The organism is Sphingopyxis sp. SCN 67-31 (assembly GCF_001725095.1).
This window is the reverse complement of the sequence record NZ_MEFH01000097.1, coordinates 1-16,545: the sequence shown is the minus strand read 5'-3', so window position 1 is coordinate 16,545 and position 16,545 is coordinate 1. Positions and strand designations below refer to the sequence as shown.

The window sequence follows — 16,545 nt, the reverse complement described above, 5'->3', positions numbered from 1 at the left end:
CGGCGGCGCCATGGCCTTCACGCCTGACGGCATCGAATGCCTCATCAACCTCATTGCCGAACAATCATAGCGGATCCGCGGCCTTCACCGGATGGCTACGCTGCTCCGCCATCGATTTTGCATGCACGGATGGATTCCGGAGGCTTGGAGCGGATCGTAGTTGCCATTCCCCTCGAGCGGAGCGTGGCCGTGCCAGCAGATTGTATGCCATGTGGTCGCAGCATCTTCGGTGCGGTCGAGCGTCCAATTCATATGAGCAGAACCGATGGTTTGCTTGTACGACGTGATCCTCATCGACCGCGCCGCTCGCGGAGTGATCGGCATTCGTTTCCGGTGACGAATTGCTGTAGCGAGCGGACAAAGGGCGCGCGGCCGCATCACTCAAATCTGCGCTATGCCTGAAAAGGACGCGCCCGTTCCGGACGTGCGGCGGTCGAGGCTCAGCTCGGAATGATCTGGAGGTCCAGATGATCCGAATCGAACCCGTTGCCGCCCGGCACCGCGGCGATCGGCCGTTCCTGGACGCGCGGGCCCTGCGCGCGGCTGAGCACGGCCTGTCCCGAACCGTTGAGCAGGATCTCGTCGTTGCCGGCGATCAGGCGGGTGCCGACCAGCGTTCCGGGCGCATAGGTGACGACGAGCTCATAGCCGCCCGGCGCGTTGCAATATTCGCGGAACATGCCAAGCGATACGGCGTCGCCCTGGATCGCGCCGAACCCGGTGGGCTGATGGTTGACGGTACAGTGAACCGCCACCCGCGCAAAGAGGTTGAAGCCGTAAGAGGCGGCGAGCGCGGTCGTCGGCGCCGCAACAAGTATCAGGCCCGCGAGGCCCATCGAAAATTTGCGTCTCATTCGCCACCCTTTCCGCCGAACTGGCCGAAGCGTAGGGTGGTGTTAGCGACGCAAATCTAAGAATCGGTTAAGCGCCGCCGCGCCTGCGCGGCGCGAGGGCATCGCACGGCGAGTGGTAGAGAGAGCTCAGCGCGCGGTGACGGAAATCGAGATCACGTCGCTGTAGGTGCCGGCGCGCCGATCGCTCACGTCGCCGATCACGAACTGGATTGGCAGCGGTGCCGAATCGCTACGATAGCCGGTGCCGGTTGGTCCCGCTAACAGACCGGCCCCGGAGAGGTTGACTGCATGCCCCCCGATCGAGATCGTGTAGGGAACGGTCCAGTCGGTCGATCCTAGGCGCAGCTTGCCTGAATTGGACGAGACGACCTGCAAGTCGTAGGAACCGGTGCTGTTCACCCGCAACTGGAGCGGCGTTTGCACGAGCCCGGTACGCAGTTCACCGAGGTCGACGACGGCCTGTCCCTTGTTCATCGAATAAGCCCCGGCCAAGCCGATCCGCGCTGACGGCAGAACTTCGAGTCCCAGCACTAGCCGCGTGCCGCCGAACGAGGTAAAACCCTGCCCCTGCGCCTCGATCGTCACATCCTGCGTAAAGGTGCCCGCCTCGGGCACCCCCGCCGGATTGGCGACGAGTTTGTAGAGCAATGTCTTCGATTCGTTGGGCGCTAGGACTAGCTGATGTGTTGACGGGGTGATGAGCGAACGCCCCGCCCATGGCGTCACATTCTGCGAATCGGTCAGGTTGACGAGTTGATAGCCGATCGCCTTGCCGGCCCCCTTCGACAGGCCGAAGGGCGGCTGCGACAGATCGAAGAGCGGTGTGAAGCGGCATTCGGCGCCGCCGTCGTTGATGAAAGTGATGTTGAATGTCGCTTGTGGCGCTTCACCACTGAAGGGGTCATAGCTGCGAATCATCCATGCTGCAGGCGCAGCACTTATCCGGACGAGGCAATCAGTTCGTGTCGGAGCCTGCGTGTTTGCCTGGGCAAAGACCGATGTAGCCGTCAACGCCGCTGCGATGGTTAAGGATTGGCGAAGCATCATGGCCTCCTAATTCTTCGAGCCGGGAAAAACGGTCCCGAGTTTGACAAGGCCGTCCGTGTCGATCGGGACGGTAAATTCGAATGCTTTGTCGATCGTGCCGTGGGGGCCGTAAGTTTCGACCAGATAACGGCGACCAGGTGTAAGGCTGGGCACGGCGAAGCGTCCGACCGAGTTGGTGAAGAAGGGGATCGGCTTCGGAGCATCGCCTTCGCGAACGTCGAGCATCGTAACACGACCGCCGACAAGCGAGACCGGTTTTCCACCGGGCAATTCGAGCGTGCCCATGGCTGTCGCAAACGCATCGGTGCCGATCCGCGCTACATAACCACTTTTATAGGGTGGATTAACGCGAAGGACGCCGGCGCCGGTGTCATAGCCCGGCGGTGCATCTTCCACATCATACTGCACCGATTGCGGAACATATGAGCCGAGAAAATTGTACACGGCTGGCCCCAACGCGCCGCTGCGCGCGATATAGTCGTTCTTCGCCAGCGATTGCCCGGCGACGACACTGCGCTTCCCCAAGTTGTCATAGGGCTTGAGCAGCATGAAACTGTCGTTGATACGGCGACCGATCCCAAGCAGGCCATCGGCATAGGCAATGGTTGTTCCCACTCGGACTGTCGTGGCGTTGACATCGGCAAAGCTGGAGAAGTTGGGCCCGAACGTCGCGTGGCTGACGGTCGCCTCGAAGCGGTTTGCCGAATAATTGGCATAGCCCTGCGCCCGAACCTGTCCGTCTTCATAAGCGGCGACACCGCCGAAGCCCACGCTGTTCATCAGGTTCTGGCTGCTCTGGTTATATGAAACTTCTGCCAGATTATCCCGGCTCTCGTAACGTGCCTCGGCACGGCGAAGGTAATCGGGCTGGAAGGTCAATCCGATCATGAAACTGACGCCGTCCCTGTTCCCCCCGCTATTGGGATAGCGTGTATAGTCAATCCCGCCCCGCACCGTCCATTTCCGGTCGAAACGATAAAAGGCGGTCGATCCGACACGATATGTCTTGCCGTAACCGCCACGTCCCCGGATAAACGACGCATTTGTGGAGACCATCAGCTTTTCGCTGAACATTCGCGTATATTGCGTCGTCAGCGTCAGCGCCGAAGTGTTGACAGCGCTGACGTTGCCTAGCGTCGCGTAGTTCCGAGAGAAATAATCGCCGCGGACCGTAAGCGTATCTGACGTACTGCCATGATCAAAATAATGCTCGTAGCCGACACCTCCCGCGAAACCTCCACCGACGGATTTTGCACGGCTCGCCCCTGCATCCAGCAGGATGCGTCCGCCGTTTCGAAGAACGAACTGCGTCTGTCCGGTGAGCGTCTGAACGTCCTTGCTCGCCTGAAGACCCACGCCTATCGCCGGCGCGTCGAAAAATGCCTTACGAAAAAAGCCGGAGAACGCCACCTGTCCGCGATAATCGGGCGCGCCATCGAAGGTTCTGCTGACCGGCCCGAGATAAGCGCCATATTCGAAATCGCCCGGATCGAGGTCGATCGGGTCGAGATATTGCTGATAGGATAGGTTCTGTACCGCGCCGCTGTTGTCGGTCACCTGAATCTGTATGTCGTTGCTGCCGGAAATCAGCGGCAGCGAACTGAAATCGTAGCGGCCGGGTTGCAGGCGCATTTCGCGATACAATGTGCCGTTGCGCATGAAGCGCACGGTCGATTCGCGCTGCAGGACGAGTTGGCGATCGGCCTGCAGAATCGCGGATCGGAAGGCGTTGAAGCGGCGACGCTGGCGCAGGACGCCGATGCCGCCCATCTGGACGTAGGATTGCAGACCGCGCGTTTCGGTGTCCAGGTCCCCAAGGAACCAGCGGCGGTAATTTTCGGCCTGATCGATGACGATCCGCGCATAATTGCGCGTGAACCGATATTTGCTGTCGGTCAGCCCGACGCGCTCGCCGATCTGGGCGTCGCCTTCGAACACGAAACGGCCAAGCCGTATCGCACCGTCGAAATTGACAGTCGGCGGCTGGTGATCGTTCGCTTCCCAGACGTGGGTCTGGATGGCGTTGAGATTCAGAAAAGCTGAAAAACCTTCGGGTTGCAGCGAGATGTCGTTGAGGTCCGGGCGCGGCGGAGCGAACAGGTCTTCGATCGCGCGCTGTTCGGCATTGACCTCCACGACCACGACGGCAAGCGTGCTGGGATCATAATCGAAACCGCCGCCGACCTGCTGCTGGGCCAGGATTTCACCATTGTGCTGCCCGAGGCGGGCGAGGTGGTCGCCTCGGTCGTGTGGCAGAGCGAGCGACTGTTCGGTTGCCGCTTCCGCCAGCCGCTGCCGCGCGCCGTGCTGAGCGCCGCGCGCCTGCGCAACCCCCTGCCGTCCGATGTCGATCCGGCCGACGGGGGCGAGGCTGTGGCCGCCGACGCCGCCGAGCCGCTGGGCATGCGCCTGCGCCGCCTGCGCGAGGCGCGCGGGATGAGCCTTGCGGGCCTTGCCAGGGCGGCCGGGCTCAGCAAGCCGAGCGTCTGGGCGTGGGAAAAGGGCACCACCGTGCCGCGCCGGAAAAGCCTGCACGCGCTCGCGACCGCGCTGCGCGTTTCCGAACAGGAGATCGTCGGCGATGCCGCCATGGTCGGCCTGCGGGCATCGGCGCAGGCGGCCAGCCGCCGAGCCGCGGCCGAGGACATGGACATGCTGAAGGCCGAGATCGCCACCGCGCGCCAGCGCATCGCGCGCGCGGCGGGAGTCGATGCTGCCTCCATCCGCATCCTGATCGAGCTTTAAGGGAAAGCTTCAACTCCCTCCGTCGGAAGTCGCGCTCTCCTCGCGCCGCAGGCGGCGCGCCGTACGCTCATGCCGGACCGCCGCTTCGCGGAGCCGCCGCGCGAGGAAGGGATCGCTGCTCGCGTCGGCCTTCAGCCGCGCGACGCGCGCCAGTTGCTCATGATAGATGGCGTCGCGAATCGGTTCCACGCCGCCTCGATACCACGGGAATCCTCAGGCCTTCGCATCGCCACGCGACGGAGCTGTCGCCTTTTGGGACAGGGCGTGCGCGCCGATGCCCATGCTTTCGGGGCCCCAGGCGCGACAGAAGGTGTCGAGCGCGCCCTCGATCTCGGCCGCCACCCGCGCCCGGTCGCAGCGCCGCGCCTCGGGAAGGTTGAGCACCGCGAACTGATAGGAGCCGCTCTGGCACAGGCCCGTGAAATGCTGGACCGCGCGCAGCGGATCGCCGCGCCTGAGCTCGCCCCGCTCCATCTTCTCGCCGATCCACACCGCGAGCCGCGCCTTGCCGCGCCGCGGCCCGCGCTCATAGAAAGCCTCGGCCAGATGCGGGAAACGCCGCGCCTCGCCGACCACGAGCTGATAGAGCGACAGCAGCGGATCGGTCATCAGCGTCGGGACCAGGATATTGGCGAAGCGGCGCAGCACCGCGACGACATCCTCGTCGACCGGCAGGTCGATGTGCAGCATCTCGCCATATTGGCGGACGATATCGTCGACCACCGCTTCGAACAATTCCTCCTTCGACGGGAAATAGGTCCAGAGCGTCGTCTTCGACCCGCCCACCTTGCTCGCGATCGACGACATGGTCGTGCCGGCATAGCCGTGGGCGAAAAAGGCTTCGCGCGCCGTATCGACGAACGCCTGGCGGCGCTTCTCGCTCGCGTCGTCGGCGGGTCCCGTACTGGCTGGTATCATTTCGATTGACAATTCGACTCCTCCCATTATGGACGCACGATACCAGCTAGTATCGTTGGACGCCATGCCCCGTTTCCTTGTTACGACAACGGCCCTTTTCGGCCTGCTCGCCGGCTGCGCGGCGCCCGACCTGGGGCCGCGGCCACAGGTCGCCGCCGCCGACTCGCTCGCGTCGGGCGCCAGTCTGGCCGACGCGCACGGCGAATGGCCGGTCGAAGGCTGGTGGCGCGCGTGGGGCGACGCGCAGCTCGATACGCTGATCGCCGAGGGGCTCGCCGGATCGCCCGACCTTGCCGCCGCCGCGGCGCGGGTGCGCGCCGCCGATGCGCTGGCGCGGCAGGCGGGGGCGGCGCTGCTGCCGCGCCTCGGCGCCGAAGGCAGCGCCGGCGGCGTGAAGCAGAGCCGGACGATGGGCATTCCGCCGCAGTTCGTCCCCGACGGCATTCAGGACACCGGCCACCTCGCCGCGACCTTGTCCTTCGACCTCGACCTGTGGGGCCGGAACCGCGCCGCACTGGCGGCGGCGACCTCCGAAGCCGAGGCGGCGCGCGTCGATGCGGCGCAGGCGCGGCTGATGCTGACCACCGGCATCGCGGCGGCCTATGCCGACCTCGCCGCCCATCACGAAGCGCTCGACGTCGCGCGCGAAGCCGTGCGCGTGCGCACCGCGAGCGCGGCGCTGTCGGCCGACCGCGCGCGCGCCGGGCTCGACAACCAGGCGAGCGCGCGCCAGGCCGAAAGCCGTGCCGCCGCCGCGCGCGGCGACATCGCGGCGATCGAGGAAGCGATCGCGCTCACCCGCCATCGGCTCGCGGCGCTCGTCGGCGCGGGGCCCGATCGCGGGATGAGCATCGCGCGTCCGACGCTCGCCGCGCCCGCGACGGGGCTTCCCGCCGATGCCGGGATCGCGCTCGTCGGCCGCCGGCCCGACATCGTCGCGGCGCGGCTGCGCGCCGAAGCCGCGGCGAAGCGCATCGACGTCGCGCGCGCCGACTATTATCCCAATATCAGCCTGTCGGCGCTGGTCGGTTTCCAGTCGCTGGGGCTCGCGAACCTGTTCGACGCGGGGTCGAAATATGGCAATGGCGGCGCGGCGATCAGCCTGCCGATCTTCGACGGCGGGCGCATCGAGGGGCGGTATCGCGGCGCGCGCGCGGATTATGACGCAGCGGTGGCCGGCTATGATCGCACCCTGATCGATGCGCTGCGCGATATCGCCGACCTCGCTGCCAGCCGCACGGCGACCGAGCGCCAGCTTGCCGAGCGCCGCGCGGCGCTGCAGGCGGCGGCCGACGCGGCGCGGCTGGCCGGACTGCGCTATCGTGCCGGTCTGTCGAACCAGCTCGCCCAACTGACCGCCGAGGACGACATGGTCGCGCTCAGACGCGCGGTCGCGGAGCTGGAAGCGCGTGAGCGCGCGCTCGACGTCGCGCTGATCCGCGCGCTCGGCGGCGGCTATCGCGCCGTCCATCCAACAGGAGAATGACGATGGCCGACGACACGGCTACCCCCGACGCGCCCGAAACCGCCGAGGCGCAGGCGGCGCGGCTCGGCAAGCGCCGGAAACTGCTGCGCATCCTGCTGATCGTCGTGGCGACGATCGCGGCGGCGTGGGGCATCTGGTATTTTCTGACGCAGGCGGGGCGTGTCTCGACCGACAATGCCTATGTCGGCGCCGACAGCGCCACCGTCACCGCGCTTGTCTCGGGCCCGGTCAAGGCGGTGCGCGTCAGCGGCACGCAGGCGGTGAAAAAGGGCGATATCCTCGTCATCCTCGACGATGCCGACCAACGGCTGGCGGTCGCCGATGCCGAAGCGGCGCTGCGGCAGGCGCGCCAGCGCTACGGGCAGGCCGATGCGACTGCCGATGCGGCGCGCGCGCGCGTCGCGGCGCGCGGGGCCGAGATTTCGCAGGCACAGGCGCGGCTGCGCGACGCCGATGCGACGGTCGAGCGCGCGCGCGCCGAACTGGCGCGGCGCGAGAGTATCGCGGGGACCGGCGCCGTGTCGGGCGAGGAACTGACAGCAGCGCGCGCGGCGCTCAAGCAGGCGCAGGCGGCGCGCGACCTCGCCGCGGCGGGCGTGACCTCGGCGCAGGCGACGCGCGGCTCGGCGAGCGGCGATCTCGGCGCGGCCGAAGCCGTGGTGCGCGGCACGACGATCGACACCGCCCCCGACGTCGCGGCGGCGCAGGCGCGGCTCGACAAGGCGCGGCTCGACCTCGAACGCACGGTGATCCGCGCGCCGGTCGACGGCATCGTCACCAACAGGCAGGTGCAGGTCGGCCAGCGGATCGCCGCGGGCGCGCCGATCATGGTCGTGGTCCCGATCGACACCGCCTATGTCGACGCCAATTTCAAGGAAAGCCAGTTCCGGCGCATCCGCATCGGCCAGCCGGTCGAGCTGACCTCCGACTATTATGGCGGCGACGTCGTCTATCGCGGCAAGGTGGTCGGCATCGCGGGCGGCACCGGCGCGGCCTTTTCGCTGATCCCGGCGCAGAATGCGACGGGCAACTGGGTGAAGGTGGTACAGCGCCTGCCGGTGCGCATCGCGCTCGACGCCGCGCAGCTGCGCAAGCACCCGCTGCGCGTCGGCCTGTCGATGGAAGCGACGATCGACACGCGCGGGGACGATTGATGCTCGGACGCCTTCGACATGACTTCGCTTCGCTTTCCATGACGAGGTTCGGGGCGGGACGATAATATGGCCAGCGCCGCCACCGCATCGCTTCCGGCCGAGCCGCAACCGCTGAAGGGCGTGCGGCTGCTCGCCGCGGCGTTCGCGCTGGCGCTCGCCAATTTCGTCGTGGTGCTCGACAGCACCATCGCCAATGTGTCGGTGCCGCATATCGCCGGCGGGCTCGCCGTGTCGCCGACGCAGGGGACGTGGGTCATCACCAGCTATGCGGTCGCCGACGCGATCAGCGTACCGCTCACCGGCTGGCTCGCGGCGCGCTTCGGTACCGTGCGCTGGTTCCTGATCTCGATCATGGGCTTTGGCCTGTTCTCCTTCCTGTGCGGCGTGTCGCGCACGCTCGACGCGCTGATCCTCTTCCGCATCCTGCAGGGGCTGTCGGGCGGGCCGCTGATGCCGCTGTCGCAGATATTGCTGCTCCGCATCTTCCCGAAGGAAAAGGCGGGGATCGGACTCGCCATCTGGGCGATGACGACGACCACCGCGCCGATCCTCGGGCCGATCCTAGGCGGCCTGATCAGCGACAATTGGAACTGGCCGTGGATCTTCTTCATCAACCTGCCCGTCGTCGCGCTCTGCGCCTTCGGGGTCGGCAGCCTGCTCGGCGCGTTCGAGACGAAGCGGGTCAAGGCGCGGATCGACGTGATCGGCCTGGTGCTGCTGGTGGTGTCGGTCGGCGCTTTCCAGACCATGCTCGACACCGGCCGCGAGCACGACTGGTTCGGATCGACGTGGATCGTCGCGCTGGCGATCGTCTCGGCGATCAGCTTCGTCGCCTTCATCATCTGGGAATTCACCGACGCGAACCCGGTCGTCGACCTGCGCGTCTTCCGCTTCCGCGGGTTCAGCTTCGCGACATTGGCGATATCGCTGGGTTTCGGGGCCTTCTTCGCGCAAGTCGTGCTGACGCCTTTGTGGCTGCAGCAGATGGTCGGCTATACCGCGACCGACACCGGCTATGTCGTCGCCTGGCTGGGCGTGTTCGCGGTGCTGCTGTCGCCGGTCGCGGCGGCGTCGATCGACAAGATCGACATCCGCATCTCCATCTCCGCCGGGATCGTCTGGATGGCCTTCGTGTCGATCCTGCGCGCGGGCTGGAACGCCGACGTCGATTACTGGACGCTCGCGCTGCCGCACCTGTTGCAGGGGATGGGCATGCCCTTCTTCTTCGTCGGACTGACCGCGCTCGCGCTCAGTTCGGTCCCCGAAAAGGATCAGACGTCGGCGGCGGGGCTGATGAGCTTCCTGCGCACGCTCAGCGGGGCGATCGGCACGGCGGTCGCGACCACCGCATGGGATGATTCGACGCGTGTTTCGCGATCGGAGATCGTGCCCGCGCTCAACGATCCCGCTGGCGCCATGGACATATTGCAGGGCGGCGGGCTGACCTTCGAACAGGCGCGCGCGGCGCTCGACCGGCTGGTCGAGGTGCAGGCGGCGACGATCGGCGTCATCCACATCTTCCTCGCCTCGGCCGCGGTGTTCATCATAGCCGCCCTTGCGGTCTGGTGCGCGCCGCGCCCCCGCCACGTGTCGATGGGCGCGTCGCACTGACAGGCGTGGGCGCCGCGGCGTCCAGCCGCTTGGGTTGGCCGCCCGGCTATGCTAGGCGGCGCGCCCATGTTGACGATCAACGGCCTTACCGTGCGCCTCGGCGGGCGCACCATCCTCGACCGCGCGAGCGCGAGCCTGCCGGCGAAGAGCCGGACCGGGCTGATCGGGCGCAATGGCGCCGGCAAATCGACACTGATGAAGGCGATGATCGGCCAGATCGAGGCCGACGAGGGTGGGATCGAGATGCCGCGCCGCACGCGCGTCGGCTATATCGCGCAGGAGGCGCCGAGCGGCACCGCGACGCCGTTCGAGACCGTGCTGGCCGCCGACAGCGAACGCGCCGCCCTGCTCGCGGCATCGGAGACCGAGAGTGATCCCGACCGGCTCGGCGACATCCACGAGCGGCTGATCGCGATCGACGCCTATACGGCGCCCGCGCGCGCCGCGCGCATTCTGATCGGCCTGGGTTTCGACGAGGCGATGCAGGCGCAGCCGCTCGACAGCTTTTCGGGCGGGTGGAAGATGCGCGTCGCGCTCGCGGCGCTGCTCTTCTCCAACCCCGACCTGCTGCTGCTCGACGAGCCGTCGAACCACCTCGACCTCGAAGCGACGATGTGGCTCGAAAGCTTCCTCAGAAGCTATCCGGGGCAGCTCGTCGTGATCAGCCACGAGCGCGACCTGCTCAACAATGTCGTCGATCATATCCTGCATCTGGAAGGGGGGAAGGTCACGCTCTATCCGGGCGGCTACGACGCGTTCGAGCGCCAGCGCGCCGAGCGCGCGGCGCAGCTGGCGGCGGCGAAGGCGGCGCAGGACGCGCAGCGGGCGCGGCTGGTCGACTATATCGCGCGCAACAGCGCCCGCGCCTCGACCGCGAAGCAGGCGCAGTCGCGCGCCAAGCAGCTCGCGCGGATGCAGCCGATCGCCGCACTTACCGAGGACCCGAGCTTGGTGTTCGATTTCCCAAGCCCGGCGGACGAACTGAAGCCGCCGCTGATCACGCTCGATCTTGCCAGCGTCGGCTATGCGCCGGGCGAGCCGGTGCTGAGCCGGCTCAACCTGCGCATCGACCCCGACGACCGCATCGCGCTGCTGGGACGCAACGGCAACGGCAAGACGACGCTCGCGCGGCTGCTCGCGGCGCAGCTTCAGCCGATGGACGGCGCTATGGCCGCGTCGGGCAAGATGCGCGTCGGCTATTTCACCCAGTATCAGGTCGAGGAGCTCGACGGCGCCGACACGCCGCTCGGTCACATGACGCGCGTGATGGCGGGCAAGACGCCCGGCGCGGTGCGCGCGCAGCTCGGGCGCTTCGGATTTTCGGGAAACCGGGCGACGACCGAGGTAGCCAAGCTGTCGGGCGGCGAGCGCGCGCGGCTGGCGCTGGCGCTGATCACGCGCGAGGCGCCACATCTGCTGATCCTCGACGAACCGACCAACCACCTCGACGTCGACGCGCGCGAGGCGCTGGTGCAGGCACTGAACGGCTATGACGGCGCGGTGCTGATCGTCAGCCACGACCGTCACATGCTCGAACTGTCGGCCGACCGGCTGGTGCTCGTCGACGGCGGCACGGCGCGCGATTTCGACGGCAGCATCGACGATTATGTCGCCTTCATCCTCGGCAGGGGCGCAGCCGACGAGGCGAAGGCCGCGCCGGCGAAGCCGAAGGACGCAAAGCTGGCGCGGCAGGAAGCGGCAAAGGCGCGCGAGGCGCAGGCGGCGCTGCGCAAGTCGGCGAAGGACCTCGAAGCGCAGGCGGCCAGGCTTTCGGCGCGAATTTCGGCGATCGACCGCGCGATGTTCGACCCCGCGAGCGCCGATCCCGCGCTCGCCAAGCTGACGATGGGCGACCTCGCGCAGCGTCGCGGCAAGCTCGCCGCCGAACTCGAAAGTGTCGAGGCGGCCTGGATGGAGGCGCTGGAGGCGATCGAAACGGCGGCGGCCTGACGGGTCGGGTCGCGCCGCCGTTCAGCCATTTGGCGCAGGGGCCGCAGAGAAGGAAAGCTCACGCTGCTTTCAAACGACGCCACCATCATAAAAGCCCCGCATTGACTCCCCCGCCGCCGCCCATCATAATGGTTTCAATTGTAACCATAAGGGATGGACCATGGCCGATCTGTTCGAAAATCCGCTGGGGCTCGACGGCTTCGAATTCGTCGAATTCTCGGCGCCCGAGAAGGGGATTCTCGAGCCGGTGTTCGAACGCATGGGCTTCACGCAGATTGCGCATCATCGCTCGAAGGACGTGATATTGTGGCGGCAGGGCGACATCAACCTGATCGCCAATTACGAGCCGCGCTCGCCCGCCGCCTATTTCGCCGCCGAACATGGCCCGTCGGCATGCGGCATGGGGTGGCGCTGCCGCGATGCGGCGAAAGCCTATGCCGAAGCGATCGCGCGCGGTGCCGAGCCGGTCGAGGTGCGCACCGGGCCGATGGAATTGCGCCTGCCCGCCATACGCGGCATCGGCGGGTCGATCATCTATCTGATCGACCGTTACGGCGACGGCCTCAGCATCTACGACATCGATTTCGTCTATGAAGACGGCGTCGACCGCCATCCCGAAGGTGCGGGGCTCAAGGTGATCGATCACCTGACGCACAATGTCTACGGCGGGCGGATGGCGCATTGGGCGGCGTTCTACGAGCGCATCGCGGGCTTCCGCGAGATCCGCTATTTCGACATCAAGGGCGAATATACCGGCCTGACCTCGAAGGCGATGACCGCGCCCGACGGCAAGATCCGCATCCCGCTCAACGAGGAGGGTGCTGGCGGCGGCGGCCAGATCGAGGAATATCTGCGCGCCTATAACGGCGAGGGCATCCAGCACATCGCCTTCGCCTGCGACGACCTCTATGCCGCGTGGGACAAGCTCGCCGCGCTCGGCAATCCTTTCGCGCCGTCGCCGCCGGAAACCTATTACGAACTGCTCGCCGAACGGCTGCCCGGCCATGGCGAGCCGGTCGAGGAACTGAAGGCACGCGGCATATTGCTCGACGGTTCGACGCGGGAAGGCGATCCGCGGCTGCTGCTCCAGATTTTCGGCCAGACGGTGATCGGCCCGGTCTTCTTCGAATTCATCCAGCGCAAGAAGGACGAAGGCTTCGGCGAAGGCAATTTCACCGCGCTGTTCAAGTCGATGGAACTCGACCAGATTCGCCGCGGCGCGCTCGATGTCGCAAAGGAGCCTGCCGAATGACGAGCCCGATCAAACTCGGCGGCGTCCACCATGCCGCCTATCGCTGCAAGGACGCGAAGGAGACGGTCGAATGGTACGAGCGCATGCTCGGCATGACCTACACCACCGCCTTCGCCGAGGATCATGTGCCGTCGACCGGCGAATATGATCCCTACATGCACGTCTTCCTCGACGCGGGGGGCGGCAATGTCCTTGCCTTCTTCGAATTGCCGAACCAGCCCGACATGGGCCGCGACGAAAACACCCCGGCGTGGGTCCAGCATCTGGCGTTCAAGGTCGGCAGCCATGACGAACTGGTCGCGGCGAAGGCGCATCTCGAGGCTCATGGCGTCGACGTGCTCGGGCCGACGCACCATGGCATCTTCCGGTCGATCTATTTCTTTGACCCCAACGGCCACCGCATCGAACTGGCGTGCGACATCGGTACCGACGAACAATATGCCGAACTGCGCCGCGTCGCGCCGCTGATGCTCGACGAATGGAGCCGGACGAAGAAGGCGCCGCGCCACGCCGACTGGCTGCATCAGCCGCCCGTGAACGAGTAGGTTTCCTTCTTCCCCTCCCGCCTGCGGGAGGGGCAGCGAGAGTTGCGAGCTTGCTTGCTACTCGCAGCGGGGTGGGCCATTGCACCGCTGCTGGCCCACCCTCGACCCCTCCCGCAAGCGGGAGGGGAGAGATATGACAGCTACTCGCGGCCTTATTTCCGGTCCAGCCCGATGCTTTCGAACGTCGCGCCGCTGCATTTGTCGGCGGTCTTGTCGCCACCGCCCGACAGGGCGCCGATGACCAGGAAGCCGGCGACCACCGCGACGAGGAATGCGCCCGCGACCCAGGCGAGATATTTGTCGATGAATGCCTTGATCGGCGCCCCGAACAGCCGGAACAGGATGCCGACCAGCATGAAGGAAAAGGCCCGGCTGGCCAGGCTCGCCCACAGGAAGGTGAACGGGTTCATGTGGATGAAGCCGGCGGTGATCGTCAGCAGCTTGAACGGGATCGGCGTCGCCCCCTTCACCAGGATGATCTCCGCCCCGTAATCGCGCAGGTAGCAGGCGGCTGCCGGGAAACTGTCGGTGAGTCCCAGCGCCGCGAGCAGCCACAGCCCGACGCTCTCATACAGGAAATAGCCGATCCCATAGCCGAAGCACCCGCCCGCGACCGAGGCGAGGGTGCAGATCAGCGCATAGCGCACCGCTTTCCTCGGTTCGGCGAGGCACATCAGCCCGAGCATCGGATGCGGCGGGATCGGAAAGAAGCTCGCCTCGACGAAGGCGACCAGCGCCAGCCAATATTCGGCGTGCGGATGCGCCGATTTCTCCATGGTCCAAGCATAGAGATTCTGGATCATGGACTTGTTGCGGGGGACGGCGGTCATGCTGGTCCTTGTTGCCGGGTCAGGATGACCACCGCCTCCCTATGCCGTTCGCGACGGGCGAAATAAACCCCCAAGCACGCCCCATCGCCCCAGCGAAAGCCGGGGCCGCTGGCGGTTTGCTCTTCGACGCCCGAACAAGGACGATAGCGGCCCCGGTCTGCGCCGGGGCGACGATCTTCCTGCGGAATCAATGCCTGAAATGCCGCATCCCGGTAAACAGCATCGCCAGCCCCGCCTCGTTCGCGGCGGCGATCACCTCGTCGTCGCGGATCGAGCCGCCCGGCTGGATCACGCAGGTCGCCCCGGCCTCGGCGGCGGAGATCAGGCCGTCGGCGAAGGGGAAGAAGGCGTCGCTGGCGACCGCGCTGCCGACGGTGCGGGGTTCGCTCCAGCCGTTCGCCTCGGCCGCCTCGCGCGCGCGGACGGCGGCGATGCGCGACGAATCGCGGCGGTTCATTTGCCCCGCGCCGATACCCGCGGTCGCGCCGCCCTTGGCATAGACGATGGCGTTCGACTTCACATGCTTGGCGATCGTCCAGGCGAACAGCGCGTCGGCGAGTTCTGCGTCGCTCGGCGTGCGCGTCGTGACGACTTTCAGATCGTCCTTCGTGATCCGGCCGTTGTCGCGGGTCTGCGCGAGCCAGCCGCCGGCGATCGTCTTCATCATCAGGCCGCCGCGCGCCGGGTCGGGCAGTTCGCCGGTCAGCAGCAGGCGCAGATTCTTCTTCTTCGCGAAGATCGCGCGCGCGTCGGCGTCGGCGTCGGGGGCGACGACCACCTCGGTGAAGATGCTGGCGATCGCTTCCGCCGTCGCGCCGTCGAGCGGCCGGTTGAGCGCGACGATGCCGCCGAAGGCCGAGACGCTGTCGCAGGCGAGCGCCGCGTCCCACGCCGCGGTCAGCGTCGCAGCGGTCGCGACGCCGCACGGATTGGCATGCTTGACGATGACGCAGGTCGGGTCGGCCTCGCGGAACTCGGCGACAAGGTCGAGCGCGGCGTCGGCGTCGTTGATGTTGTTGTAGCTGAGCGCCTTGCCCTGCACCTGCTCGGCCTGCGCGATACCGCGCGCGGCGGGGCCGGCGGGAAGGTAGAGCGCCGCCTGCTGGTGCGGATTTTCGCCATAGCGCAGTTCGGCCGACAGCGTCGCGGTCAGCGGCAGCGTGTCGGGGAATAGCTTGCCCTGGTCGGCGAAGGCGAACCACTGCGCGATCATCCCGTCATAGGTCGCGGTATGGGCAAAGGCGGTCGCGGCGAGCCGCTTGCGCAGAGCGAGGGTGGTCGCACCGTCGTTGGCGTCCAGTTCCGCGATCAGCGCGGCATAATCCTCGGGCTCGGTGACGATGCCGACGAAGGCGTGGTTCTTCGCCGCCGACCGCACCATCGCCGGTCCGCCGATGTCGATATTCTCGATGATCTCCTCGCGCGGCGCGCCTTTCGCGACGGTGGCGGCGAAGGGGTAGAGGTTGACGACGACCAGGTCGATGCCGCCGATGCTGTGCGCGTCCATCGCGGCGACGTGAGCGGCGTCGTCGCGCACCGCGAGGATGCCGCCGTGCACGGTCGGATGCAGCGTCTTGACGCGCCCGTCCATCATCTCGGGAAAGCCGGTGAGGTCGGCGACGTCGAGGACCGCGTGCCCCGCGTCGCGCAGCGCCTTTGCGGTGCCGCCGGTCGACACCAGCTCGACCCCATGACGGCCGAGCGCGGCGGCCAGATCGGCGAGACCCGCCTTGTCGCTGACGGAAAGGAGCGCACGGCGGACGGGAACGAGATCGGTCATGGGGGAGCCTCGGCAGGGGATGGAAGGAGTCGCCGTCGCCCTAGGCCCGTGATCGCCGTTGGGCAAGGTTTTGGAAGTATCAGGTGGCGGCGCGGAGAAGGAAATTCGCGCAGGGGCGCAGAAGAAAATGGAAGGCCTTTATGTCGTTTGCTGGACCGGCAAGCCATAAATCCGACCCGGTCGCCCTGAGCTTGTCGAAAGGCCGTTCTTTCTTTCAGCGCTGCAAGGAGAAGGACGGTGCTTCGACAAGCTCAGCACGAACGGAGTGGCTAGAGCGGCGTGCCATAAATCTGCAACGCCCCTTATCCGTTCGTGTCGAGCGCAGTCGAGACACGCATCGGCCTTGCGCCACGCTGATGGGTGTCTCGACTGC

The 16,545-nt window shown here is 66.7% G+C and carries 14 protein-coding genes; 7 read left to right on the top strand and 7 right to left on the bottom strand.

Annotation, left to right across the window (positions count from 1 at the left end; genetic code table 11):
* Window positions 1-440 precede the first annotated feature (440 nt).
* The 3 genes from ABS88_RS19080 to ABS88_RS19070 form a co-directional block, all read right to left on the bottom strand.
* Window positions 441-854, bottom strand: coding sequence for a hypothetical protein (locus tag ABS88_RS19080; RefSeq protein ID WP_286750302.1), 414 nt, complete (start codon window positions 852-854; stop codon window positions 441-443).
* A 126-nt stretch (window positions 855-980) separates the two neighbouring features.
* Window positions 981-1,898 carry a hypothetical protein gene (locus ABS88_RS19075; RefSeq protein WP_286750301.1) on the bottom strand — a complete coding sequence of 306 codons (918 nt, stop codon included), beginning with the start codon at window positions 1,896-1,898 and terminating at the stop codon, window positions 981-983.
* A 9-nt stretch (window positions 1,899-1,907) separates the two neighbouring features.
* Window positions 1,908-4,043 carry a fimbria/pilus outer membrane usher protein gene (locus ABS88_RS19070; RefSeq protein WP_286750300.1) on the bottom strand — a complete coding sequence of 712 codons (2,136 nt, stop codon included), beginning with the start codon at window positions 4,041-4,043 and terminating at the stop codon, window positions 1,908-1,910.
* A 69-nt stretch (window positions 4,044-4,112) separates the two neighbouring features.
* Between ABS88_RS19070 and ABS88_RS19065 the strand changes: the two genes are divergently transcribed.
* The gene (locus ABS88_RS19065; protein ID WP_286750299.1) at window positions 4,113-4,646 is read left to right on the top strand and encodes a helix-turn-helix domain-containing protein; all 534 of its coding nucleotides are present in this window, start codon (window positions 4,113-4,115) and stop codon (window positions 4,644-4,646) included.
* A 9-nt stretch (window positions 4,647-4,655) separates the two neighbouring features.
* Here the strand turns inward: ABS88_RS19065 and ABS88_RS19060 are convergent, their stop codons facing one another.
* Together ABS88_RS19060 and ABS88_RS19055 are read right to left on the bottom strand one after the other, a co-directional pair.
* Window positions 4,656-4,835, bottom strand: coding sequence for a hypothetical protein (locus ABS88_RS19060; RefSeq protein ID WP_286750298.1), 180 nt, complete (start codon window positions 4,833-4,835; stop codon window positions 4,656-4,658).
* Between the two features lie 24 nt (window positions 4,836-4,859).
* Window positions 4,860-5,576 (bottom strand): TetR/AcrR family transcriptional regulator, encoded by a 717-nt coding sequence (locus ABS88_RS19055; RefSeq protein ID WP_082737478.1) that lies wholly within the window; start codon window positions 5,574-5,576, stop codon window positions 4,860-4,862.
* Window positions 5,577-5,628: 52 nt separating this feature from the next.
* Between ABS88_RS19055 and ABS88_RS19050 the strand changes: the two genes are divergently transcribed.
* The 6 genes from ABS88_RS19050 to ABS88_RS19025 all read left to right on the top strand — a co-directional run bounded on the left by ABS88_RS19050 (window position 5,629) and on the right by ABS88_RS19025 (window position 13,562).
* Window positions 5,629-7,050, top strand: coding sequence for an efflux transporter outer membrane subunit (locus ABS88_RS19050; protein ID WP_286750297.1), 1,422 nt, complete (start codon window positions 5,629-5,631; stop codon window positions 7,048-7,050).
* A complete protein-coding gene (locus tag ABS88_RS19045; RefSeq protein WP_502686165.1) occupies window positions 7,047-8,204 on the top strand; it encodes an HlyD family secretion protein in 1,158 nt (385 codons plus the stop codon). The genes ABS88_RS19050 and ABS88_RS19045 overlap by 4 nt, the downstream gene beginning before the upstream one ends.
* A gap of 66 nt (window positions 8,205-8,270) precedes the next feature.
* Window positions 8,271-9,815, top strand: coding sequence for a DHA2 family efflux MFS transporter permease subunit (locus ABS88_RS19040; RefSeq protein ID WP_286750295.1), 1,545 nt, complete (start codon window positions 8,271-8,273; stop codon window positions 9,813-9,815).
* A 66-nt stretch (window positions 9,816-9,881) separates the two neighbouring features.
* Window positions 9,882-11,765 (top strand): ABC-F family ATP-binding cassette domain-containing protein, encoded by a 1,884-nt coding sequence (locus ABS88_RS19035; RefSeq protein WP_212598449.1) that lies wholly within the window; start codon window positions 9,882-9,884, stop codon window positions 11,763-11,765.
* Between the two features lie 160 nt (window positions 11,766-11,925).
* Complete coding sequence (gene hppD, locus ABS88_RS19030; protein WP_286750294.1) at window positions 11,926-13,017, top strand: 4-hydroxyphenylpyruvate dioxygenase; 1,092 nt, start codon at window positions 11,926-11,928, stop codon at window positions 13,015-13,017.
* Window positions 13,014-13,562, top strand: a complete 549-nt coding sequence (locus ABS88_RS19025; protein WP_067186103.1) for a VOC family protein — start codon at window positions 13,014-13,016, stop codon at window positions 13,560-13,562. The genes hppD and ABS88_RS19025 overlap by 4 nt, the downstream gene beginning before the upstream one ends.
* A 152-nt stretch (window positions 13,563-13,714) precedes the next feature.
* Here the strand turns inward: ABS88_RS19025 and ABS88_RS19020 are convergent, their stop codons facing one another.
* A complete protein-coding gene (locus ABS88_RS19020; RefSeq protein ID WP_067113185.1) occupies window positions 13,715-14,365 on the bottom strand; it encodes a YqaA family protein in 651 nt (216 codons plus the stop codon).
* Between the two features lie 214 nt (window positions 14,366-14,579).
* Complete coding sequence (gene purH / locus ABS88_RS19015) at window positions 14,580-16,172, bottom strand: bifunctional phosphoribosylaminoimidazolecarboxamide formyltransferase/IMP cyclohydrolase (RefSeq protein ID WP_286750293.1); 1,593 nt, start codon at window positions 16,170-16,172, stop codon at window positions 14,580-14,582.
* Window positions 16,173-16,545: the final 373 nt, after the last annotated feature.

Coding starts and splice junctions, on each gene's coding strand:
- ABS88_RS19080 (WP_286750302.1), bottom strand. CDS start 854: ATGAGACGCAAATTTTCGATGGGCCTCGCGGGCCTGATACTTGTTGCG.
- ABS88_RS19075 (WP_286750301.1), bottom strand. CDS start 1,898: ATGCTTCGCCAATCCTTAACCATCGCAGCGGCGTTGACGGCTACATCG.
- ABS88_RS19050 (WP_286750297.1), top strand. CDS start 5,629: ATGCCCCGTTTCCTTGTTACGACAACGGCCCTTTTCGGCCTGCTCGCC.
- ABS88_RS19045 (WP_502686165.1), top strand. CDS start 7,047: ATGACGATGGCCGACGACACGGCTACCCCCGACGCGCCCGAAACCGCC.
- ABS88_RS19040 (WP_286750295.1), top strand. CDS start 8,271: ATGGCCAGCGCCGCCACCGCATCGCTTCCGGCCGAGCCGCAACCGCTG.
- ABS88_RS19035 (WP_212598449.1), top strand. CDS start 9,882: ATGTTGACGATCAACGGCCTTACCGTGCGCCTCGGCGGGCGCACCATC.
- hppD (WP_286750294.1), top strand. CDS start 11,926: ATGGCCGATCTGTTCGAAAATCCGCTGGGGCTCGACGGCTTCGAATTC.
- ABS88_RS19025 (WP_067186103.1), top strand. CDS start 13,014: ATGACGAGCCCGATCAAACTCGGCGGCGTCCACCATGCCGCCTATCGC.
- ABS88_RS19020 (WP_067113185.1), bottom strand. CDS start 14,365: ATGATCCAGAATCTCTATGCTTGGACCATGGAGAAATCGGCGCATCCG.
- purH (WP_286750293.1), bottom strand. CDS start 16,172: ATGACCGATCTCGTTCCCGTCCGCCGTGCGCTCCTTTCCGTCAGCGAC.